At 43.4% G+C, this 22289-nt stretch carries 16 protein-coding genes and 3 tRNA genes; 12 read left to right on the top strand and 7 right to left on the bottom strand.

Features of this window, described 5'->3' with window-relative positions:
• Window positions 1-171: 171 nt before the first annotated feature.
• Genes D0T50_RS10360 through kduI form a run of 3 tightly spaced genes read right to left on the bottom strand, consistent with a single transcriptional unit; the run spans window position 172 to window position 3082 of the window.
• The gene (locus tag D0T50_RS10360) at window positions 172-1419 is read right to left on the bottom strand and encodes a DUF4861 domain-containing protein (protein WP_163223457.1); all 1248 of its coding nucleotides are present in this window, start codon (window positions 1417-1419) and stop codon (window positions 172-174) included.
• Window positions 1420-1428: 9 nt separating this feature from the next.
• Complete coding sequence (locus tag D0T50_RS10355) at window positions 1429-2220, bottom strand: gluconate 5-dehydrogenase (RefSeq protein WP_163223456.1); 792 nt, start codon at window positions 2218-2220, stop codon at window positions 1429-1431.
• Window positions 2221-2239: 19 nt separating this feature from the next.
• Window positions 2240-3082, bottom strand: a complete 843-nt coding sequence (kduI, locus tag D0T50_RS10350; protein WP_163223455.1) for a 5-dehydro-4-deoxy-D-glucuronate isomerase — start codon at window positions 3080-3082, stop codon at window positions 2240-2242.
• Between the two features lie 224 nt (window positions 3083-3306).
• Here kduI and D0T50_RS10345 point away from each other — a divergent pair, with 224 nt between their 5' ends.
• Window positions 3307-5367 (top strand): beta-galactosidase, encoded by a 2061-nt coding sequence (locus D0T50_RS10345; protein ID WP_163223454.1) that lies wholly within the window; start codon window positions 3307-3309, stop codon window positions 5365-5367.
• A gap of 924 nt (window positions 5368-6291) precedes the next feature.
• Here the strand turns inward: D0T50_RS10345 and D0T50_RS10340 are convergent.
• A tRNA-Gln gene (locus D0T50_RS10340) sits at window positions 6292-6362 on the bottom strand.
• Window positions 6363-6934: 572 nt separating this feature from the next.
• On the opposite strand from D0T50_RS10340, the gene rpoN reads away from it, so the two are divergent.
• Genes rpoN through D0T50_RS10315 form a run of 5 tightly spaced genes read left to right on the top strand, consistent with a single transcriptional unit; the run spans window position 6935 to window position 11819 of the window.
• Window positions 6935-8395, top strand: coding sequence for an RNA polymerase factor sigma-54 (rpoN, locus tag D0T50_RS10335; RefSeq protein WP_163223453.1), 1461 nt, complete (start codon window positions 6935-6937; stop codon window positions 8393-8395).
• Between the two features lie 8 nt (window positions 8396-8403).
• On the top strand, window positions 8404-9063 hold the full coding sequence (locus D0T50_RS10330) for a hypothetical protein (protein WP_163223452.1): 660 nt from the start codon (window positions 8404-8406) through the stop codon (window positions 9061-9063).
• Between the two features lie 30 nt (window positions 9064-9093).
• On the top strand, window positions 9094-9474 hold the full coding sequence (gene gcvH, locus D0T50_RS10325) for a glycine cleavage system protein GcvH (RefSeq protein WP_163223451.1): 381 nt from the start codon (window positions 9094-9096) through the stop codon (window positions 9472-9474).
• Between the two features lie 3 nt (window positions 9475-9477).
• A complete protein-coding gene (gene purE / locus D0T50_RS10320) occupies window positions 9478-9984 on the top strand; it encodes a 5-(carboxyamino)imidazole ribonucleotide mutase (protein ID WP_163223450.1) in 507 nt (168 codons plus the stop codon).
• Entirely contained in the window at window positions 9984-11819 is a 1836-nt protein-coding gene (locus D0T50_RS10315) for a 4-hydroxy-3-methylbut-2-en-1-yl diphosphate synthase (RefSeq protein WP_163223449.1), read from the top strand. The genes purE and D0T50_RS10315 overlap by 1 nt, the downstream gene beginning before the upstream one ends.
• A gap of 70 nt (window positions 11820-11889) precedes the next feature.
• On the opposite strand, the gene D0T50_RS10310 is transcribed toward D0T50_RS10315, so the two are convergent.
• On the bottom strand, window positions 11890-13566 hold the full coding sequence (locus D0T50_RS10310) for a S41 family peptidase (RefSeq protein ID WP_163223448.1): 1677 nt from the start codon (window positions 13564-13566) through the stop codon (window positions 11890-11892).
• A 46-nt stretch (window positions 13567-13612) separates the two neighbouring features.
• Window positions 13613-14602, bottom strand: coding sequence for an adenosine kinase (locus D0T50_RS10305; RefSeq protein ID WP_163223447.1), 990 nt, complete (start codon window positions 14600-14602; stop codon window positions 13613-13615).
• Between the two features lie 74 nt (window positions 14603-14676).
• Here D0T50_RS10305 and D0T50_RS10300 point away from each other — a divergent pair.
• From D0T50_RS10300 to D0T50_RS10280, 5 genes are all read left to right on the top strand, one after another.
• Window positions 14677-14750: transfer RNA gene (locus D0T50_RS10300), tRNA-Asn, on the top strand.
• 19 nt (window positions 14751-14769) lie between these two features.
• Window positions 14770-14843: transfer RNA gene (locus D0T50_RS10295), tRNA-Asn, on the top strand.
• 352 nt (window positions 14844-15195) lie between these two features.
• Window positions 15196-16443, top strand: a complete 1248-nt coding sequence (locus D0T50_RS10290) for a glycoside hydrolase family 5 protein (protein ID WP_163223446.1) — start codon at window positions 15196-15198, stop codon at window positions 16441-16443.
• A gap of 5 nt (window positions 16444-16448) precedes the next feature.
• Window positions 16449-18695 carry a glycoside hydrolase family 3 C-terminal domain-containing protein gene (locus tag D0T50_RS10285; RefSeq protein WP_163223445.1) on the top strand — a complete coding sequence of 749 codons (2247 nt, stop codon included), beginning with the start codon at window positions 16449-16451 and terminating at the stop codon, window positions 18693-18695.
• Window positions 18696-19395: 700 nt separating this feature from the next.
• Window positions 19396-20898, top strand: coding sequence for a hypothetical protein (locus D0T50_RS10280; protein WP_163223444.1), 1503 nt, complete (start codon window positions 19396-19398; stop codon window positions 20896-20898).
• A gap of 9 nt (window positions 20899-20907) precedes the next feature.
• On the opposite strand, the gene D0T50_RS10275 is transcribed toward D0T50_RS10280, so the two are convergent.
• Entirely contained in the window at window positions 20908-21600 is a 693-nt protein-coding gene (locus tag D0T50_RS10275; protein WP_163223443.1) for a ComF family protein, read from the bottom strand.
• Between the two features lie 59 nt (window positions 21601-21659).
• Between D0T50_RS10275 and D0T50_RS10270 the strand changes: the two genes are divergently transcribed.
• Window positions 21660-22196, top strand: coding sequence for an NUDIX domain-containing protein (locus D0T50_RS10270; RefSeq protein WP_163223442.1), 537 nt, complete (start codon window positions 21660-21662; stop codon window positions 22194-22196).
• Window positions 22197-22289: the final 93 nt, after the last annotated feature.

The raw sequence follows: 22289 nt of genomic DNA, 5'->3' as shown, positions 1-22289 counted from the left end.
CCGTTCTTTCAGAACTTTTTGCTTGTTGTAGTCACTGTCCTGGGGTTTTACCCCAGGCAAAATATGTCAGGCTTTCAGCCTTCTGCTTGCAGATATAATATAAAAAAGAAAGAGGGTGTGTCAATCTCTTCGTTTTGACACACCCTCTCTTTATTTATATAGAAAAATTGCTTACTTGATTGTTACGCTCAACGGATTGCGTACTTTCTTCGCAAAATCGGCTACGTAGTCGTTCCAAGCAGTAATCTCGCTAATGGCTGCCTTACTCCAGGCCGAACCAAAGTAATAGGTATATTCACTTCCCGGAGTATACTCGCTAATAGCCAATACATGACCGTCGGCACCACCCCTCTCCTTTTCTCTCTCTTCTTTAGAGAAATACAAGGCTTTAGCTTCCTTTACGCTGTTAGGGAAAGCGGCTCCAACAAAGATTTTACCATTTCCAGCAGCAGCGTTATCGGTTGGATCTACATAAGTTATATAACCAGCACCTGCCTCTGCTTTAAGAACAGCAACACCATCGGGTTCGTGCAATACAAGACCGGTAGCTACATCGGTTGCTTCATTCAAACCAGCATACGAAAGAACAACTTTGTTCATGTGCGAACCTGCATCCAATGAGATGGTGCGTGTTTCAATTACATTACTGTTATCCTTTACCGTTAGCGGATTGTACTCCAACTTCACTGTAAAACGCAGCGGTCCGTTATCCAGAATCTCAAAATTCTTATAACAGTATGGATAGATAATGTTTCCATCGACCATCAACGCCGCTGTTCCACCACCCAACGTAGGACCTACTTTATAGCAGTCCATTCCGTTGCCATGGTCTACATGATATGAAACAGAAGCATACAACTGTGCGGCCGCATCCGGATTTACCTTTTTCAAGCTATCAATCTGTGCCACAGTTTCGGGATTAAGTTCCATAGCGTAGCGCGCTTCAACAACTGGTTCGCTGGTGTTGTACTTGTTCCACACATCGTAACCGTAAGCTTTTTCGCCTTTATATTGCAGAGCAGGACCATACGCGCGGAAAGCAACTAAATCATTCTCCCAAGCAATATCGTCTACACGTTCGGGGTAGTGTTTCCCACAAGCAATCACTTGCACATCTGCAGGAGTACCTTTTTGAATGGTGTAGGTTGCGGTACCGTTGGCAGCAACAGCCACAGGGAAAATCAACTGCTCACCGGCAGTAACCTGATAAGCAACTTCTTTGCCCTCGGCATCGTTTACAACAAACTGCTCGTGAGAGGCAAGCTGCAACAAGGTAACCACCTCGTTCATTGGCACTTCTACCATTTCGTTCACTCTATCGATAGGAAGAGTATTAGAAACCGTAACTGTAACCGTTTTGCTTTCATTGCAAGATGCAAAGAGGAAAGCAAGGATAAATAAACTAATAATATTTTTCATTGGATATTATCAAGGTTGTTTACCGATATAAGCAAGAATACCGCCATCTACATATAATACATGACCGTTTACAAAGTTAGATGCTTCCGAAGCCAAGAATACAGCAGGACCTACCAAGTCTTCCGGATTTCCCCAACGGGCAGCCGGAGTCTTTGCAATAATAAATTGGTCGAACGGATGACGCGATCCGTCAGCTTGCTTTTCTCTCAATGGAGCTGTTTGTGGAGTGGCAATATAACCCGGTCCAAGACCATTACACTGTATGTTGTACTCGCCATACTCAGAAGCGATGTTACGTGTCAACATTTTCAAACCACCTTTGGCAGCCGCATAAGCCGAAACAGTTTCGCGACCCAATTCGCTCATCATAGAGCAGATGTTAATAATCTTTCCGGCACCTTTCTTCATCATAGACGGAAGTACTGCTTTTGCCATAATAAATGGGCCATTCAAGTCTATATCAATTACTTGACGGAACTCCGCAGCTTTCATTTCGTGCATTGGAATACGTTTGATGATACCTGCGTTGTTTACCAAAATATCAACAGCACCTACTTCTTTCTCAATCTGTGCGATAACTGCGTTTACCTGGTCTTCGTTTGTTACATCACACACATAGCCATGTGCTTTAATGCCTTCTGCCTCATAAGCAGCCAACCCTTTGTTTACAAGTTCTTGGTTAATATCGTTAAACACGATTGTTGCACCTGCTTTGGCATAGCCACTGGCAATAGCAAAGCCAATACCGTAAGAAGCACCTGTTACAAGTGCAACTTTACCTTCAAGAGAAAAATTTACCATAAATATTGTTGTTAATGAATTATTTCAAATCTGTTATTAATGAGAAGTCTTGGTCACCGTAATCAAGGTTCTCGCCACCCATACCCCAAATAAAGGTATAATTGTGTGTAGCGGCTGCCGAGTGAATAGACCATTCGGGCGATAATACGGCTTGGTCGTTCTTCATCCATACGTGACGTGTTTCATCTACTTCGCCCATAAAGTGGCATACTGCATGTTCTTCGGGTACTTCGAAATAGAAGTAAGCTTCCATTCTACGAGAGTGAACATGAGCAGGCATTGTGTTCCACACGCTACCAACAGCCAATTCGGTCATACCCATTTGAAGCTGACAGGTAGGCAATACCTGATTTACAATCATTTTGTTGATGTTGCGGTGGTTAGATCCATCCAATGATCCCATTTCTGCCACGATAGCATCGGCTTTTGTAATCTTTTTGTCGGGATAGTTGCGATGTGCTGTTAACGAGTTGAAGTAGAACTTAGCCGGTTTTGAGGCATCTTTGCTTTCGAAAGTAACTTCACGATCGCCCGAGCCTAAATATAATGCTTCTTTGAAGTTGAGCTCATATACGCTATCGCCTGCTTTTACGATACCAGGACCACCCACATTGTAAATACCCATTTCGCGACGAGTCAAGAAGAATGGTGCTTTTAACGGATCGATGGCTTCAAGTTTTAATACTTCGCCAACTGGTTTGGCTCCACCTACTACCATGCGGTCGTACATGGAATATACCATATTCACTTCATTGTCGGTGAATACATTTTCAATCAAAAAGTCTTTGCGAATTCTCTTTGTGTCATAGCTTTTTGCATCTTGTGGATGCGCAGCATAACGAATTTCATAATTTGTTTTCATGCCCAATATTTCTTATTGATTAATAATACGTTTGCGTACACGAAGCAAAAATACTAAAAGAAAACGAATAACGACACAAAAACGATTTAGAATTAGGATATATGACTATTGTTGTACAAAATTAAAGCCTTTTGATACTTTATTCCAGTTATTTGCACGAATGAAAGAATGATTTACGCTTGTAATAACTTACATTTGTAGTACAAATAAAATACAATAACGCCATGAAACATTTACTCACGCCACTACTCTTACTTTTTACTGTCGCAACTTTTGCGCAAACCACTTGGTTTAATGATAAAGACCTCACGTTGACCGGAGTATATTACTATCCCGAGCATTGGAACGAGAACCAATGGGAACGAGACTTCAAGCAAATGCGCGATCTGGGATTTGAGTTTACCCACTTTGCCGAATTTGCCTGGGCACAATTAGAGCCTGAAGAGGGGAAATATGATTTTGATTGGTTAGACCGCGCTGTGGCATTAGCTGCTAAGTACAACTTAAAAGTAGTGATGTGCACCTCTACAGCTACGCCACCTGTGTGGATGAGTCGTAAATATCCCGAAATACTCGTGAAGTATGAAGATGGTACCATACGCGAACATGGTGCCCGCCAGCATGCCTCTTTTGCATCGCCACTCTATCGCGAGCTCTCTTTCAAGATGATAGAGAAGCTAGCACAACACTATGGAAATGACAAACGTATTGTGGGTTGGCAGCTCGATAATGAACCCGAAGTACAATTTGACTTCAACCCGGCAGCGGAACTTGGTTTCCGCGACTTCCTGCGCAAGAAATACAGTCGTATTGAGGAGTTAAACAATGCTTGGGGAACCACTTTTTGGAGTCAGGTGTATGCCTCGTTCGACGAAATAAAACTTCCTCGCACCAAGCAGTTGTTTATGAATCACCATCAGATATTGGACTACCGCCGCTTTGCAGCAAGCCAAACCAACGATTTCTTGAACGAACAAGCTTTGCTCATCAAGAAATATGCCCGTAACCAATGGATTACCACCAACTACATTCCCAATTATGACGAAGGACATATCGGTGGCAGTTCGGCACTCGATTTCCAAAGTTACACACGTTACATGGTGTATGGTGACAACGAAGGCATTGGTCGTAGAGGATATCGCGTAGGGAATCCGCTACGAATTGCCAAGGCAAACGATTTCTTTCGCCCGATACAAGGAACATACGGAGTTATGGAACTTCAACCGGGGCAGGTAAACTGGGGAAGTATTAATCCACAACCGCTTCCGGGCGCTGTAAGATTGTGGATGTGGAGTGTATTTGCAGGAGGTAGTGACTTTGTTTGCGCCTATCGTTTCAGACAACCACTCTATGGAACGGAACAATATCACTATGGTATTGTAGGAACTGACGGGGTAACAGTTACCGATGGCGGACGTGAATATCAACAATTCATCAATGAGATAAAATTGTTGCGCAAGCACTATGCACCGCGTGAGGAAAAGCCGGCGGATTATGTGGCGCGCAAAACCGCTATCCTTTGCAACCACGAAAATGCTTGGAGTATTGACAAGCAGAAACAAAACCGCACATGGAATACTGAGCAGCACATTGATAAGTATTATCGTTCGTTGAAAAGTTTTGGAGCACCGGTAGATTTTATTACCGAAGACAAAGAACTGAATGACTACCCAGTGGTTATTGTTCCTGCTTATCAATTGGTGGATGAAGCACTGGTAAAACGTTGGGAGAAGTATGTAGAGCAAGGAGGGAACCTTGTACTGACCTGTCGCACAGGACATAAAGACCGTTTCGGACGATTATTAGAAGCACCTTTTCGTTCTGTAATAGATAAGGTAGCGTGCAATAAATTGGATTTCTTTGATTTATTATTACCACACGACCCGGGTATGGTACAAATGAATGGCAAGCCGTACACATGGAATACATGGGGCGAAATATTAATACCTGCCGCAGGAGCAGAAACATGGGCTACCTATCAGGAAGAATATTATGCCGGTACTCCCGCTATTACATTCAGCAAACTTGGCAAAGGTACGGTTACATACGTAGGAGTCGATTCTTCTAACGGAGATTTGGAAGCAGATGTATTGAAACAATTATATGCCCGCTTAAATATTCCGGTAATGAATTTGCCGTATGGTGTTACGCTAGAGTATCGCAATGGATTCTGTATAGTACTGAACTACTCGGATAAACCATATACGTTTGATTTACCGACAGGAGCACAAGTGCTGATTGGCAAAAAAGAGATACCGACGGCAGGGGTGTTGGTGTTTAAGTAGTTAAACCCTTTTTTATTTGAGGATACAGCCTTTTTAATTCATCACACATAGAAGAAATTCTCACCACGTTGAGAACAAATACTCGCCTTGTTGAGAATAAATTCTCAACAAGGTAAACCTTTTGAGAAAAACAGCAAGTGTAGTAACCTAATTTTGGTTGTCTATTTTTGTCTTTATCCCTATCTTTGGTTGACAGGTTTAACATTTAAAACTATAATTGGTTGACCGTTTTGTTTTTTATCTCCAAATCCGGTTGACCGTTTCTTTTTCATTCAAAATATTCAAACAAGAAAGACTCAGCTAAGTAGTTAAGCCTTTTCTTGTTCTATCTTCTTTTATAGTGTATTGAAGCACACTACCTAAAGATCCTAATAAACTAATCCGTTGGCGGAATTAATTAGTGCATATTTTACCAACCCAACGGCTTAATATACATTCCAAATGTAGTTTTAGCAAATAGGTCTTCACATTCACATATCGCTGTAAGCGAGTGATAGTAAGCAAGTTGCGTGTGAAGACCCCCTATTTAATCCTTCACAGGGTCTTCACAGCAATTTTCTGACTGCCTTTGTGGTAAAAACACAGTCAAAAGTGAAGCAAAACACAGTCAGAAGTGAAGTAAAAATCAGTCAGAAAAAAGATTACTTAAAGCTCTTAGTTAAATGCACTTGTCAGCCATAGTCTCACGTCCTGTCAGCCTATGGCTCGTGCGTCGTCTGCCATAGGCTCATGCTCCGTGCGCCTATGGCAGATGGTTCGTCAGCTTATGGCTCGTGACTGGTCAGCCTATAGAGGAATTAATTCCGCCAACTTTGAAAACAGGCCAACCAATGCAGCGTCAGAATCTTTCAATGCAAAAAATTAAGTGACCATTAAAATAAAAATCGCCCGATATCAATGAAGATATCGGGCGATTTTTATTTGTTGTCCTACCAGGATTCGAACCTAGACAAACAGAACCAAAAACTGTTGTGCTACCATTACACCATAGGACAAACATGTAGTGCTTTCGTTAAAAAGCGGTGCAAAGATAGGAACGAGAATTTAATTATCCAAATAAATTAAATGCTTTTTGCGCCCTGTTTGCTAAAAACTCCTTCAGAATACGCTTTAGTGGCTTTTGTGAAACAAAAAAGAGAACCCATCCGACCTGTTGACGGAACTTATTTTCAGTCTGCGGGCTGGAGTTAAAATACTATGGCATTTGAAACAAACATTTTAGGCTGTGTGGTTTTGGACTCCGTTTTGCTTCATTTCGGACTTCATTTTGCATCGTTTTGGACTCCGTTTTGCGGCAAAAAGAAGTTCAAAAATCTCTGTAAAAACCCTGTGAAGGTAAAAAAAGGGGGTCTTCACAAGTAACCTGTTCGTTCTCATTTAGTTACAGCGTTTTGTGAAGGTGAAGACCTATTTCGAGAAACTACATTTGGAGGGTATATTTGGTCTTGCAACAAGTACCCTCTGCTTTTTCCTTATACTTCTTCAACCCCATTCCCAGCAAATATCCTTAAATCTGATTATGTATTTCAAAGCAAATGGTTACATTTGTAACGCAATAAACGCTATAATGGCACAAGGGTCGCGTCAAATACAAACTCAGTCGCAGCAGCAAATACAAACGCTGTCGCCTCAGCAAATTCTGGCAGTGAAACTGTTGGAGCTTCCTGCTGTGGAGTTGGAAGACCGCATTCATGCCGAATTATTGGAAAATCCGGCACTGGAAGAAGGCAAGGAAGAATCTACAGAAGAAAACTTAACCGAAATAGAATCTCCACTCGAAGATGAAGGGGGTGATTATGATTCTCTGAGCGACTATCTTACCGAAGATGACATTCCTGACTATAAGCTGCAAGAAAACAATCGGTCCAAAGATGACAAGGTAGCAGATATCCCCTTCTCTGAATCAATCTCCTTTTATGAAAAACTCAAGGAACAACTTGGCGAATTAGCGATTAGTGAACATCAACGCGAACTGGCAGAATACCTGATTGGCTCGCTTGATGATGATGGATTGTTGCGTAAATCACTTGATAGCATTTCCGACGATCTGGCTATTTATGTAGGTATCAGCACCAGCGAAAAGGAATTGGAAGAGGTGCTCAAAATAATACAAGACTTCGACCCACCCGGCTTAGGTGCCCGCAATTTGCAGGAATGTTTATTGATACAGATAGCACGAAAAGAAAACTCTCCATTGAAAAGCATTGAAGAAGAAATTCTCACCAAGTGTTACGAAGAATTTACCCGTAAGCATTGGGATAAAATCAAGCAAAAGTTAAGCCTCTCCGATGAGGAATTTGAAGAAGCAATAACCGATATCACACGCTTAAATCCTCGTCCGGGAAGTTCGCTTGGCGAAGCCATGGGGCGGAGTATGCAACAAATAATTCCTGATTTCATTGTCGAAACTACCGACGAAGGTATTATCAGCATCAGTTTGAACAACCGTAATGTGCCCGAATTGCGCATGAGTAAAGACTTCAGACTTATGCTGGAAGAGCAAAGTAAGAACAAAGCCAATCAAAATCGCGAAGCACGTGATGCCATATTATTCCTTAAACAAAAAATGGACGCGGCACAAGGTTTTATTGATGCGGTTAAGCAACGACAGAACACGTTGATGAAAACCATGCAAGCCATTGTGCAGTTGCAACGCCCTTTCTTCCTTGAAGGAGACGAATCATTGTTGCGTCCTATGATTTTGAAAGATATAGCGGAACTTACCGGATTGGACATTTCCACCATATCACGCGTAAGTAACAGTAAGTACGCGCAAACAAACTATGGTGTATATTCACTCAAATTCTTCTTTAGCGATGGTTATGTAACCGAAGACGGCGAAGAGATGTCCGTTCGCCTGATACGCAACATCCTCAAAGAATGTATTGAAAACGAAGACAAAAAATCGCCACTTACCGACGATGAATTGGCGGAAATACTCAAAGAAAAGGGATACCCCATTGCACGACGTACCGTAGCGAAGTATCGTCAACAGTTAAATATTCCGGTAGCTCGCTTGCGCAAATAAGTAACGTTATGGAGAAACAAACAACCACAAAAAGCGGATTGATAGTTGTGTCGAAAACAATTTCGGCACTATTCACACCATTCACTATTCCATTTGTAGCATTCTTTGTGTTGTTTACCTTCTCGTATCTACGCATTATGCCGCAACAATATAAGCTAATAGTACTTGGAATCATCTTTTGTTTCACTATTTTGATGCCAACATTTACTATTTACCTGTTTCAAAAACTCAATAAAATAACTTCGGCAGAGCTTGGCGAAAGGCGAAGACGCTATTACCCTTTCTTACTCACAATCGTTTCTTATTTATTTTGTTTGGTAATGATGTTGAAGCTACGCATCCCCTGGTATATGGTTAGCATTATCTTTACGGGGCTGCTTGTTATGGTTATTTTCTTTCTTGCCAACCTTAAATGGCGGTTAAGCGAGCACATGGGCGGTGCGGGCATGGTTGTAGGGGGATTGATTTCGTTTAGTATGCAGTTTGGATACAATCCTGTATGGTGGCTTTGTATTTTAATCCTGATAACCGGCATGCTGGGTTCTGCACGTATCATCTCGGGCAGACACAGTTTCGGAGAAGTGTTTTTTGGATTTCTCATCGGATTTGGTTGTTCTACAATAATATTAGACCCAATTCACAGCCCATTCCTCAGGTTATTCTTTTAATCTAATATAGTAACTCTAAAACAGTAGATCATGAAAATTGTAGAAAATTTGAAGTACACCAGCGAACACGAATGGCTTCGCTTGGAAGGTGATGTAGCCTATATCGGCATTACAGATTATGCACAAGAGCAACTTGGCGACATTGTGTTTGTTGACGTACCTACAGTGGGCGAAACCTTAGATGCCGGCGAAGTATTCGGAACAATCGAAGTAGTTAAAACTGTTTCCGACCTCTTTTTGCCTATCTCCGGCGAAATCATCGAATTCAACGAAGCTATCGAAGATAACCCCGAACTAGTAAACAACGATCCTTACGGAGAAGGTTGGATTATTAAGGTTCGTCCGGCTAACTCTGCCGACGTAGCAGAACTGTTGACTGCCGAAGCTTACAAAGAAATCATCAACGGATAAATAATGGAACCAGTTGTTAGCATTATCATGGGCAGTACTTCCGACCTTCCGGTTATGGAAAAGGCTGCTCAGTTTCTAGACGAACTACAAGTTCCTTTTGAAATGAACGCTTTGTCGGCGCATCGCACGCCCGAAGCCGTTGAAGAGTTTGCCAAAAACGCCCATACACGTGGCATCAAAGTAATTATTGCCGCTGCTGGTATGGCTGCGCATTTGCCGGGTGTAATTGCTGCTTCCACACCGCTTCCTGTAATTGGTGTGCCTATCAAGGCATCACTCGATGGGATAGACGCGTTGTTGGCTATTGTGCAAATGCCTCCGGGTATTCCTGTTGCTACAGTAGGTATCAACGGAGCACTCAATGCCGGTATTCTGGCTGTACAAATGCTTTCGTTAAGTGACGCAACACTCAAAGCCAAGTTCATAGCTTACAAAGAGGGGTTGAAAAAGAAGATAGTGAAAGCCAACGAAGATTTGAAAGACGTTAAGTACACTTATAAAGTAAATTGATGGATTTGTTTAACTATTCGCGCCGAAAAGCATCCGTTGTTCACATTGGAGGAGCAGCGCTTGGGGGAGATAATCCTATCAGGATTCAATCTATGACCAATACTTCCACACAAGATACCGATGCCAGTGTGGCACAGGCAAAACGAATTGTCGATGCCGGCGGCGAATATGTTAGACTCACTACGCAAGGAATAAAAGAGGCAGAAAACCTAAAGAATATCAACATTGGCTTACGGAGCAGTGGTTATACTGTTCCGTTGGTTGCCGATGTACACTTTAATCCTAAGGTAGCCGACGTTGCCGCTCTCTATGCCGAGAAGGTTCGCATCAATCCGGGCAACTACGTAGACGCGGCACGAACCTTCAAGAACCTGGATTATACTGATGCCGAATATGCAGCCGAGCTACAGAAAATCCGCGAACGTTTTATTCCTTTTCTTACTATCTGCAAAGCGAACCACACCGCTATCCGCATTGGAGTAAACCACGGATCATTGTCCGATCGAATCATGTCTCGCTATGGTGATACCCCTGAAGGTATGGTGGAGTCGTGCATGGAGTTTCTTCGCATTTGCGTAGCCGAAGAGTTTACTGATGTGGTGCTTTCTATCAAAGCCTCCAATACTGTTGTAATGGTGAAAACAGTTCGCTTATTGGTACAGGTCATGGAGCAAGAAGGCATGTACTTTCCGCTTCATCTTGGAGTAACCGAAGCCGGCGATGGCGAAGATGGCAGGATTAAATCAGCACTTGGTATTGGCGCTTTACTGGCCGATGGATTGGGTGATACCATCCGTGTATCTCTTAGCGAAGAACCCGAAGCGGAAATCCCTGTAGCTCGCAAGTTAGTTGATTATGTACTGGAGCGTGAAGGACATCCATTCATCCCCGGTACAGTGGCAGAGGAGTTTGATTATATCTCTCCACAACGGCGTGTTACCACTCCCGTTGCAAACGTTGGTGGCAGTCACTTGCCTATTGTTATTTCCGGTCGCATGGATGGCAACATGGAAATCAATGCGCAATTTACCCCCGATTATATTTATGTTGCCCGCAACTACGGCATTGAACGTCTTCCAGACCAACAATACATTGTCGATATGGAAGTATGGGACGAAACTCCCAACACCTGGCCTGCCTTTAACTACACCCAGATAGATGCCATCGATGCCTACCCTGCCGAGCTGAAGTTCTTGTTTCTTCCCTGCATGAAGCTAAATCATGCTATCCTTGCTTGTTTAAAGAAACACCCCGAGATTGTAGTTATCGCACAAACCATACAGCCCAACCACTTAGGCGAACATCGCGCGTTACTACATTACTTCCTTAAAGAAAACATTACGAATCCGGTTGTGTTTTTCCAATACTACAACGAAGACAATGCGGAAAACCTCCAGATAAAATCGGCAGCAGATGTGGGAGCACTTATCTTCGACGGTTTCTGCGATGGTTTATTCGTATATAATAAAGGTGTACTCCCCCCCTCGCTGGTAGATGCTACAGCATTTGGTATTTTGCAAGCCGGACGAATCCGCACCAGCAAAACAGAGTATATCTCCTGCCCCGGCTGCGGAAGAACGCTCTTTAATCTTCAAGAATCTATTGCTCGCGTGAAAGCCGCTACCGCCCACCTGAAGAACTTAAAGATTGCTATCATGGGTTGTATCGTAAATGGTCCTGGCGAGATGGCAGATGCCGACTATGGCTATGTTGGCGCAGGACGAGGCAAGGTTAGCCTGTATAAAGGAAAAGTTTGTGTAGAGAAAAATATCCCTGAAGCAGAGGCGGTCGACAAGTTGATTGAGTTAATCAACAGCAACAACCCCAGTATTTAGAAACTGTTTTGAATTTCCACAGAATAATTATTATAGGATGCCTTTGTTTTTTCTTTAGCAAAACAGTTTCTTAGTTTTTTGCTACACTTAATACTTTCTTATACTCTTCGAGCGCATTGAGTATGTTCAATGCTTCCTTCAAGTCGTTGTCATCCTTTAATTGTTGAATGATTGCGCCGCGTTGATAATAGTAACGCTTCACAATTTCATTGCAAAGCAGCATCTTGATATCTTTAGCAAAGTAATCGAGGTCTTTATCAAGATTGTGCGATAGCTTTTTTTCCAAAGCGGCAAATTCTTCCTGCCCATCAGTCAGATAACCTTCAAATTCGGCTGCTTCCTTCAATGCTTTGAATAGCTTTTCACTTTGTTGGTCGTACTTGAAATCAGAGTTCTTCACCAAGGTCTTGAAATCATTGTAGTTAGCTTCCGTTAGTTCAAATGATTCGGCAGGAGCTATCGTAGGATGGTTCATTGCATACTTTGTGGCGTAATCAAAGATTAAGTTGTCATTAAGCAAATAATAAAGGATATTGGGGAACTTTGTTTTATTAACCGTAATATCGGGGGTTATGCCTCCACCATCACGTACAAGCCGACCGGCTTCCGTATGAAATACAGTGGTCAAGCTATCGGGTATGCGACTGAGGTTTCCTTCTTCGTCGCGCTGAGCATAATCGATGGCTTGTACACAACGACCACTTGGAATGTAATACTTAGAGGTGGTTACCTTTAATGTTCCTCCGTAGGGTAACGCGCGTGGCACCTGTACCAACCCTTTACCAAAAGTACGCGTACCTACAATTACCGCACGATCTAAATCTTGCAATGCTCCGGCAAGGATTTCCGAAGAGGATGCCGTGCCACCATCTACCAGTATAGCAATAGGAATCTCTGTGTCAATAGGTTCACGACGTGTTTTATACGTATTGCTGGCTTGTTTCAATTTTCCTTTAGTGGTTACGATTGTCTTCCCGCGAGGTACAAAGAAGTTGACGATTTCAATGGCTTCGTCCAATAATCCACCACCATTTCCACGCAGGTCTATGACTAGAGATTGAATCTGTTTATTCTTTTTCAAATCCAAAAAGGCTTCTTTGAACTCCTTTGAGGGATTACCCGAGAAACTATTCAGGTTAATATAGCCAACATTACCCTCCATGCTTCCGTAATATGGAACAGTAGGCAACTGAATAGACTTACGTACAATGGTAAAATCAATCGGCTTTTCTACACCCGGTCTTTCTACCTTTAGGTTAAAACTGGTATTTACTTCTCCACGAAGATTTTCGCTTACTACAGTAGTTGTTTGTCCGGTCATATCCTTACCGTCTATTTCTAGGATGACATCTCCTGCTTTAAGTCCTATGAGTTGCGCAGGCATACCTTCGTAGGGTTCGGCAATAACGGTATGTTTTAGTTTACGATTGTAACTAATCAATGAGCCAATACCACCATACGAGCCTCTAAGCATTTGCTCCAGTTCGCTTTGATTCTCTTCGGGGAAATAATTGGTATAGGGGTCGAGCGACATCAACATCGCATCAATTCCTGCTTGCACAGTCTTGTTCGGGTCAAGTGTATCTACGTAGAACATATCCAGCTCCTTCACGATAGCATTGAATACCTCAATATTTTTTGCCAGCTGAAAGCTTCGACGGTCGCTCTTCAGAAAGCTAAAGAATAATACCCCTGCAAGTAACACACAGAGAATGGTTGCTTTTTGTGTGTTGAATACCTTTTTCATAACCTACGCTATTTTGATTGTTCTTGTAAAAGTAGCCTATACTTGGTTACTCGGAGAGTATTTCGTTAATATTTAACTTTATTTCATTCCAGCAATCATCAGGAATCTTTGCACCGATGTATTGAATGACGTGTCCCGAAAGTAATGAACCTATCTTTGCGCACTTCTCTAACGAAGAGCCCGAGGTAAGCCCATAGAGGAACCCCGACGCATAGTAGTCGCCTGCACCGGTAGTATCTGTTACATTATTCCGTTGATATGGCATAACGTGGACCGTTTCTGTTCCTTTACGTATGCACGAACCTTTACTTCCCAGTTTCAGAATAACGATACTACACATTTTCGACAGCAACTCCAATGCTTGTTCCGGTTCTTCACCGGTATAAGCGCGTGCTTCTTCTTCGTTAGCAAAGAGAATGTCCACGTATTTATTAATAAGGAGTGTAAAGAATTCGAGTTCGCTCGCTACAATGTTGTAGCTTGACATGTCTAAACAAACTTGTAAACCTGCTTCTTTTGCCAGTTCAATAGCGTGTAGTATCATGTCATGATCTTGCACCAAATAACCCTCTATATAAAAATAGGAGTAATCTTTGAACATTTCTAACGACAAGTCTTCGGCTTTAAGCGCAGAAGCTGCACCAAGAAAAGTTCCAAAAGTACGTTCGCCATCGGGCGATATAAATGTGGAGGCAATGCCCGAGGGTAGCGAAGGAGCAAGCAACAGTTTGTCTTCAATATCGTGTTTAGCAAGATTGTCGCGATAGAATTGTCCGTATTCATCGTTACCCACTTTACCGATAAAACCGGTGGAAGCATTCAGTTCTGCCAATCCAAGAATGGTGTTACCTGCCGAACCTCCGGTTGCGAGGAAGGTCTCCATCTGGTTGAATTGCCGCTTTATTTGTAGGAACTTTTCTTCGTCAATAAGCTGCATACTTCCTTTTGGAAGGTCCATTTCTTGGAGGAGTCTATCGTTATCCAGCTTCACAAGCACATCAACAAGGGCGTTCCCCATTCCCAGTATTTTGTCCATCTTCTATTTTTTTCTGCAAAGATATTGCATATTTCAAAATATCCTATTACTTTTGCATCGCATTTGAGAAAGATTCTTCCTTAGCTCAGTCGGTTAGAGCATCTGACTGTTAATCAGAGGGTCCTTGGTTCAAGTCCAAGAGGAAGAGCAAAATCAAGAATGTATATTCTTCCTTAGCTCAGTCGGTTAGAGCATCTGACTGTTAATCAGAGGGTCCTTGGTTCAAGTCCAAGAGGAAGAGCAAAAAGAGGTTCGCACACAGCGAGCCTCTTTTTGTTTACCCCCCATAAAACGCTCTCCGCGAGGTGTGGAATATCGGATCAACTCGAACTGTGCTCTAAATGCTTTGACCTTCGTGTTGAATTCTGCTGCTACATACATTCGGTAAGTTATGCCAACGCGTTGGCACTGTCGTGCCAGTGTTTATGCACAGTAGTGCCAGTGCGTTGGCACAATTTTGCCAATTCACTGGCAAAAAGACAACAAACATACAATTTATAGGCACTTGACGTATTCATGAAGTAGTGAACCCTGCCCGTTACTCAAAGATTATTTGAGAGATTTGCAGGGTTCAAATTATTAATAACGTAACAATGAAACACAAATTTATTCTGGCAGCACTCATCGTGATATTGTTGGGGAGCTGCAACACAAATCCACAGGCGGAACAAACCTCCTCCGCCCAATTTGTAACTATCAACGGGCATGATTTGATTGCACCCGATGGAAGTAAACTATTTATCAAGGGAACAAACCTGGGCAACTGGCTCAATCCCGAAGGGTATATGTTCAAATTCGGCAAAGCCAACTCGGCGCGGTTCATCAATGATATGTTCTGCGAAATGGTGGGGCCCGATTTCACAGCCGACTTCTGGCGTGCCTTTAAAGACAACTATATCACTCGCGAGGATGTGGCGTTTATCCGCCGGACGGGTAGCAACACCATCCGTTTGCCGTTCCACTACAAGTCGTTCACAGATGAAGATTACATGGGACTTACCGTAAACCAAGACGGATTTGCACGTGTTGATTCGGTAGTAAAATGGTGCCGCGAAGAAGGGCTCTATCTCATACTCGATATGCACGATGCTCCCGGCGGACAAACCGGCGATAACATCGACGACAGCTACGGATACCCCTGGCTCTTCGAAAGCGAAACCAGTCAGGCATTATACGCTGATATCTGGAAACGCATAGCCGACTATTACAAAAACGAACCCGTTATTCTGGGCTACGAACTCTTCAACGAACCTATCGCTCCCTATTTCGAGAACATGGAAGAACTGAACGGGAAACTGGAAGCTGTGTACAAGATAGGAGTAGCAGCCATACGCGAAGTAGACCAAAACCACATCATCCTACTCGGAGGATCGCAGTGGAACAGCAACTTCAAACCTTTCAAGGACTCTACATTCGACGATAAGATCATGTACACTTGTCACCGGTACGGTGGAGAACCCACAAAGGAAGCAATCACAAGCTTTATCGCCTTCCGCGACAGCGTGAACCTCCCCATGTATATGGGCGAGATAGGGCACAACAGCAACGAATGGATGGCTAAATTCTGCCAAACCATGGAGGAAAACAACATAGGATGGACTTTCTGGCCCTACAAAAAGGCCGATGGATCGAGCTTCCTTGGAATTACACCACCCGAGAACTGGAATATCATCATGCAATTTGCCGAGGCGCCCCGCGGAACATACAAAGAAATACGCGACGCACGCCCCAATCAGCAAATAGCACGCAAGGCCATGATGGACTTCGTAGAAGCCAGCAAGTTCAAGAATTGCGTAATACAAAAAGACTATATTGAAGCTTTAGGACTAAAGACAAACTAAGAACCATGAAGATTAAACAAATTGTATTAGGACTGTCGTTTATAGCCACCACCGCCTTTGCACAAGAGGTTCCGGTCTATTTGAACGACAAAAAGCCTATCGAAGAGAGAGTAGAAGATGCGTTGAAACGCATGACTACTAAAGAAAAGGTGCAAATCATTCACGCACAGTCTAAATTCAGCTCGGCAGGAGTACCACGCCTGGGAATACCCGAATTATGGACTACCGACGGCCCACACGGCATCCGTCCCGAAGTATTATGGGACGAATGGGATCAGGCAGGATGGACAAACGACTCGTGTATGGCCTTTCCGGCGCTAACCTGTTTAGCGGCTACCTGGAGCGAAGACATGTCGTTATTATATGGAAAATCCATCGGCGAAGAAGCACGCTATCGCGAAAAAGACATTCTGCTGGGGCCGGGAGTCAACATCTACCGCAGCCCGCTGAATGGACGCAACTTCGAGTACATGGGCGAAGATCCGTTTCTGGCGGCACGTATGGTAGTTCCATACATCAAGGGTGTACAGCAAAACGGAGTGGCCACATGCGTGAAACACTACGCACTGAATAACCACGAGACAAATCGCCACACAACCAACGTAATTCTGGACGATCGCGCACTGTACGAGATCTATTTGCCGGCTTTCAAAGCGGCTGTCTGCGAAGGTAAAACATGGAGCATCATGGGCTCGTACAACCTTTATAAAAACGAGCACGCATGCCACAACCAATATCTATTGAATGATATTCTGAAAGGTGAGTGGAAGTTCGACGGGGCGGTGGTTTCCGACTGGGGCGGTACACACGACACTCGCCAGGCAATTACAAACGGTCTTGATCTGGAGTTCGGATCGTGGACCGATGGCCTGGCCCGCGGTGCAAGCAACGCGTACGATTATTACTATCTGGCAATGCCATACCTCAAACTAATCGAATCCGGCGAGTTCTCGACCAAAGAACTGGACGATAAAGTGCGCCGGGTACTTCGTCTGGGCTTCCGCACTGCGATGAATAAAGAGAAACCAATGGGCTCTCTCAATTCGCCCGAGCATAATCTGGCCGGCCGGAAGATTGCAGAAGAAGGTATTGTATTATTGCAAAACAAAGGCGGAGTGCTTCCCATCGACCTCGACCGCACACAGAAAATTGCCGTAATCGGCGAGAATGCCATTAAGATGATGACCGTAGGAGGCGGAAGCTCGTCACTAAAAGTGAGACACGAGACATCTCCACTCGATGGAATCAGGGAAAAAGTAGGCACGAAGGCCGAAGTTGTGTATGCCCGCGGATATGTGGGCGATCCCAGCGGAGACTACAACGGCGTAGTAACCGGACAGGATTTGAACGACAACCGCACGTTCGACGAGCTTCTGGCCGAGGCTGTAGAAGTAGCGAAGAGTGCAGACTATGTAATCTTTGTGGGTGGATTGAATAAAAGCGCGCATCAGGATTGCGAGGATTCGGACCGCCACGAGCTTGGACTTCCCTACAATCAAGACCGCGTAATCAGCGAATTGGCAAAGGCAAACAAGAACCTTATTGTTGTGAACATATCGGGCAATGCCGTGGCCATGCCATGGGCCGGCGAAGTTCCTGCTATTGTTCAGGGATGGTATTTGGGCTCCGAAGCAGGCAATGCACTGGCTGCTATATTGGTTGGCGAGGCAAATCCATCGGGAAAACTACCGTTTACTTTCCCTGCCAAGCTCGACGATCTGGGTGCCCATAAACTGGGCGAATTCCCGGGCAACAAAGAAGAGATGGCCAAATCTACAAGCCGGAACGACACGATTAATGCAACATACAAGGAAAGCATCTTTGTGGGATATCGCTGGACGGATAAGAATAAGATTAAGCCACTGTTCCCATTCGGACACGGACTTAGCTACACCACCTTCGAATACGGCAAACCTAATGCTGATAAAAAGGCGATGTCAATCGATGAAACCGTCACTTTTAGCGTCACTATCCAAAATACCGGAGACCGCGAAGGACAAGAAATCGTACAGTTGTATATTAGCGACAAAAAATCGTTCTTGCCTCGTCCTGTAAAAGAGCTTAAAGGTTTCAGGAAAATAAAACTCGCTCCGGGCGAAAAGAAAGAAGTTTCTTTCACCATCGACAAAGAAGCATTAAGTTTCTACGACGATACTAAAGGCGAGTGGGTGACCGAACCCGGTAAGTTCGAAGCAGTGATTGCCGCCTCGGCTACAGACATTCGCGGAACGGTTCCCTTCGAATTGAAGTAACAGCAATCTTTCTGTTCATTCCGCATATCCACTCTTTTTATTAGCGGCCGCAACTTAAATTAGCTGTGGCCGCTACTCTTTGCCACCCCAAGCAATCCACTATTTCGGACATTCCCCTAAAACCACCCTCCTACCAAACTATCATTTTGTCAAACCCTCAGAGATTGCCTTAAAACCTTCGACAACTGCGCGTGCTCCCAAAAACAGCAGGGAATTTGGGTTTCTGCCTATGGCTCTTCGACCATGAGGTATAAGCAAACGGAGCAAGAGCCATAAGCAAACAACTCAAATGCCATAAGCAAACAAGAGATGAACCATAGGCATATTATTCTCAACACATCACACCCCCGCCACAAGCGTTGTGGCAGGGGTACACACGTGCAGTACAAAAGTTCATCACAGAGCATGGATATGGGGGTTAAAACAACATCTTTTTCTATTGAAAAGTACCCCTCTCAGGAGGCTTGTAGAGCACATCGTGTCGTAAGTGCAACAAAAAAACAAAACCAGATAAAATACAAAAAGACAGCAAATACAAAGTAACAGAGTTGCATTAGGGTAATTTTGCCGTCAAAAAGACACAATGAGTTTTATCTAGAGCATGTAGCAATGGTAATTTTTGATTATAGGCACAAAAAGAGATAACAGTATTGCTTCCTTCTCGCAAATATTACTACATTTGTGTCAACATAGAACCATTATGGATTTACACCTCATCTCCCTCTTTCACAACACCGAGAAGGAATCTGATAATGCATTGTTAAGCGATGCTACAGTAGAAGATTTAGACCTAGAAGAGTTCTTTTGGGGAACAGACTACACCCAATCTTGTCCGGGACGACAATATCTATACCACACATTACATTATAGCAAGCGCTCTTGGGTTGGCGAACAAGAAAGCCTTATCTGCAAGCTATCCGAAGATAAAGCATTGCAATTATTACTCGATAAACAATTAGGAAAGTTAGATCATTCCGATGCTTACTATATCCCTACGTTGTTTTCTAAGCCATTGCCGCAACCATCAAAGAAGAGACTCCGCCTCTTATCTATTTGCCGCTTTGTGCCTTTTATTTTGTGCGGGCTCATGTTCATATTTCACATTAAAGCTCTGTTGTTGCTTTTTATCGCTTCTTTGGTGCTTAACGCGCTATTGCATTACAGAGACAAAGCAAAAGTGCAGGAGTATTGCTTTTCTATTCCGCAATTGGTGAAGCTAATCGAAGTGACTGAAAAGCTTGTTACCGAAAAAGAATTTCTGCAACTAAACCCAAGCATTGAAACCACTTTGCGTAGTTTGAAAGAACTACAAAAACATCTGAAATCCTTTAAGTGGAGTATCCGTTTAGAAAGCGACCTTGCACTCCTTGCTTATTTCTTTACGGAACTTTTTAATGTGTTCTTCCTAACCGAAGCATACTCCATCAATCGTACATTCGTTTTATTGAAAGACAAGCAACAACAGTTGAAAGATGTTTTTACGTTCGTTGCCCGCTTAGACCTACTTAGATGCATTTCTCTATTACGCGAAGCATTTCCCTACTACTGTTTACCTACCTATTCGGAGAACCCTCAAGAATTAATTGCCGAAGGAGTTTATCACCCAATGATATACGATGCCATTGGCAATGATCTAAGGGTATCAACGAAATCGGTACTGATAACGGGCTCCAACATGTCGGGCAAAACAAGCTTTATCCGTACCATCGGCATAAACTTGATTACAGGTAATGTATTGAACACTTGTTTTGCTAAAAACTTTTGTACCCCTACAGATATGAAGATAGCCTCTGCTATTCATACAGTCGATAACCTGATGGAAGGCAAAAGCTACTTCTTGCGCGAAGTAGAGCAAGTAAAACAACTAATTGAAGATAGCCAACAAGGGAATTATCTGTTTTTACTCGATGAGCCATTCAAAGGAACAAATACCAAAGAGCGCATAGCCATAGGCAAAGCAGTACTAGCCGCATTGGTAAAGAATAATAATATCGTATTCATTTCAACACACGACCTTGAGCTGGCTGCTTTGCTGCAAGATACTTACGAATTATACTATTTCAATGAGTCGGTAGCTAGCGATGTCTTATCTTTTGATTATAAAATAAAGAAAGGCGTTGCAAGCGAAAAGAACGCGATAAAGATTCTGGAGCTTTTCGATTATCCCGAAGAGATTGTACGCGATGCCTATAATAACAGCTAATTCAAATTGCTATTGCTGTGCCACCGCCAATGTCAAAACGCTAAACCTCAGACCTTCCACCTCTTTGAAAGCATCGGCAACCGCACAAATGGTAGCACCTGTAGTGAGCACATCATCTACAAGCAGTATGTGTTTGCCCACAAACTGTTCGGGTTGCGAAAGCACAAATATTCCGCTTACATTCTCCCAACGCTCAAACGCAGATTTCTTGGTTTGCGTTTCGGTATCCTTTTCGCGTTTCACAGAAGTAGTGTCCAGCGGAATACCCGTTGCCCGTGCCACACCTTTTGCTATCTCTTCACTTTGGTTGTAACCGCGCTTACGCAGTTTTTTGCTGTGTAGGGGAACAGGAATAATTACATCGACACCTGTAAAGAAGTCAGACTCGGCAAACTCCATGCTCATTTGTTCGCCTATAATGCTCCCAATGACGGGGTCGTTTTTATACTTCAAATGATGTAAAATGGCTCTGTAGTCGCTCCCGCGATTATAGAAGAAAAGCGCGGTACCGCGTTCAATAGGTATTCTCCCCCAGAAAAGTTTCTCCAGGTTATTCTCTTTTTGTAAGTGGTAATAGGTACGAGGCAGGTTTATATCGCACTTCAGACAAAGGCGTTTCTCATCTCCGCGAAGAATATTATCGCATACAGTACAGTAGCGAGGAAAGAGCAACGTAAAAAGGGAACGAATCCAGTGTAACATCTATTCAGCTTTTTGGCAAAGGTAGTGATTCTTTTTATTACTTTTGTAAATAAAAACCTATGGAAGAACATCCTTTATCCCTCTTTCGGTACTGCCCCAAGTGCGGCTCTGCCGAATTCTACATTCACAATGACAAGTCTAAGAAATGCGAGAAGTGTGGTTTTGTTTATTACTTCAATTCCTGTTCGGCTACCGTAGCGTTAATAGTGAATGCGCAGGGAGAGCTGTTGGTTTGCCGCAGGGCTAAAGATCCTGCTAAAGGAACCCTCGACCTTCCCGGAGGCTTTATTGATATGTACGAAACCGCCGAAGAGGGTGTAATCCGCGAAGTGCGCGAAGAAACCGGGCTGGAAGTACTCCGCACCACCTATCTCTTTTCACTACCCAATATCTATCCATATTCCGGATTCAACGTACATACAGTGGATATGTTCTTCGTGTGCGAAGTTGAGAACACGAATCATCTTGATGCCAACGACGATGTATCTGATTCTTTCTTCTTACCACTTTCGGATATTAACCCCGATGATTTTGGTTTGACCTCCATCCGAAAAGGCATCCGAATGATTATTGAAAAGAACCTTCTGCCACGTTAAAACCTGTGAAACTCAATCTGTTTTACTCAATAATCGCCTAAAAGAAAGTACATTTGCGCATCTGCCCCGTAAGGAGCAACCTCTTAATAAAAA

The organism is Bacteroides sp. 214, assembly GCF_010501015.1.
Classification (GTDB): domain Bacteria; phylum Bacteroidota; class Bacteroidia; order Bacteroidales; family Bacteroidaceae; genus Bacteroides.
Note: the sequence above shows the minus strand (reverse complement) of the source record. Positions and strands in the feature narration are given on the sequence as shown.

Excerpts from the sequence above, each read along its gene's own strand:
- D0T50_RS10360 (WP_163223457.1), bottom strand. The coding sequence starts at position 1,419 with ATGAAAAATATTATTAGTTTATTTATCCTTGCTTTCCTCTTTGCATCT.
- D0T50_RS10355 (WP_163223456.1), bottom strand. The coding sequence starts at position 2,220 with ATGGTAAATTTTTCTCTTGAAGGTAAAGTTGCACTTGTAACAGGTGCT.
- kduI (WP_163223455.1), bottom strand. The coding sequence starts at position 3,082 with ATGAAAACAAATTATGAAATTCGTTATGCTGCGCATCCACAAGATGCA.
- D0T50_RS10345 (WP_163223454.1), top strand. The coding sequence starts at position 3,307 with ATGAAACATTTACTCACGCCACTACTCTTACTTTTTACTGTCGCAACT.
- rpoN (WP_163223453.1), top strand. The coding sequence starts at position 6,935 with ATGGCACAAGGGTCGCGTCAAATACAAACTCAGTCGCAGCAGCAAATA.
- D0T50_RS10330 (WP_163223452.1), top strand. The coding sequence starts at position 8,404 with ATGGAGAAACAAACAACCACAAAAAGCGGATTGATAGTTGTGTCGAAA.
- gcvH (WP_163223451.1), top strand. The coding sequence starts at position 9,094 with ATGAAAATTGTAGAAAATTTGAAGTACACCAGCGAACACGAATGGCTT.
- purE (WP_163223450.1), top strand. The coding sequence starts at position 9,478 with ATGGAACCAGTTGTTAGCATTATCATGGGCAGTACTTCCGACCTTCCG.
- D0T50_RS10315 (WP_163223449.1), top strand. The coding sequence starts at position 9,984 with ATGGATTTGTTTAACTATTCGCGCCGAAAAGCATCCGTTGTTCACATT.
- D0T50_RS10310 (WP_163223448.1), bottom strand. The coding sequence starts at position 13,566 with ATGAAAAAGGTATTCAACACACAAAAAGCAACCATTCTCTGTGTGTTA.
- D0T50_RS10305 (WP_163223447.1), bottom strand. The coding sequence starts at position 14,602 with ATGGACAAAATACTGGGAATGGGGAACGCCCTTGTTGATGTGCTTGTG.
- D0T50_RS10290 (WP_163223446.1), top strand. The coding sequence starts at position 15,196 with ATGAAACACAAATTTATTCTGGCAGCACTCATCGTGATATTGTTGGGG.
- D0T50_RS10285 (WP_163223445.1), top strand. The coding sequence starts at position 16,449 with ATGAAGATTAAACAAATTGTATTAGGACTGTCGTTTATAGCCACCACC.
- D0T50_RS10280 (WP_163223444.1), top strand. The coding sequence starts at position 19,396 with ATGGATTTACACCTCATCTCCCTCTTTCACAACACCGAGAAGGAATCT.
- D0T50_RS10275 (WP_163223443.1), bottom strand. The coding sequence starts at position 21,600 with ATGTTACACTGGATTCGTTCCCTTTTTACGTTGCTCTTTCCTCGCTAC.
- D0T50_RS10270 (WP_163223442.1), top strand. The coding sequence starts at position 21,660 with ATGGAAGAACATCCTTTATCCCTCTTTCGGTACTGCCCCAAGTGCGGC.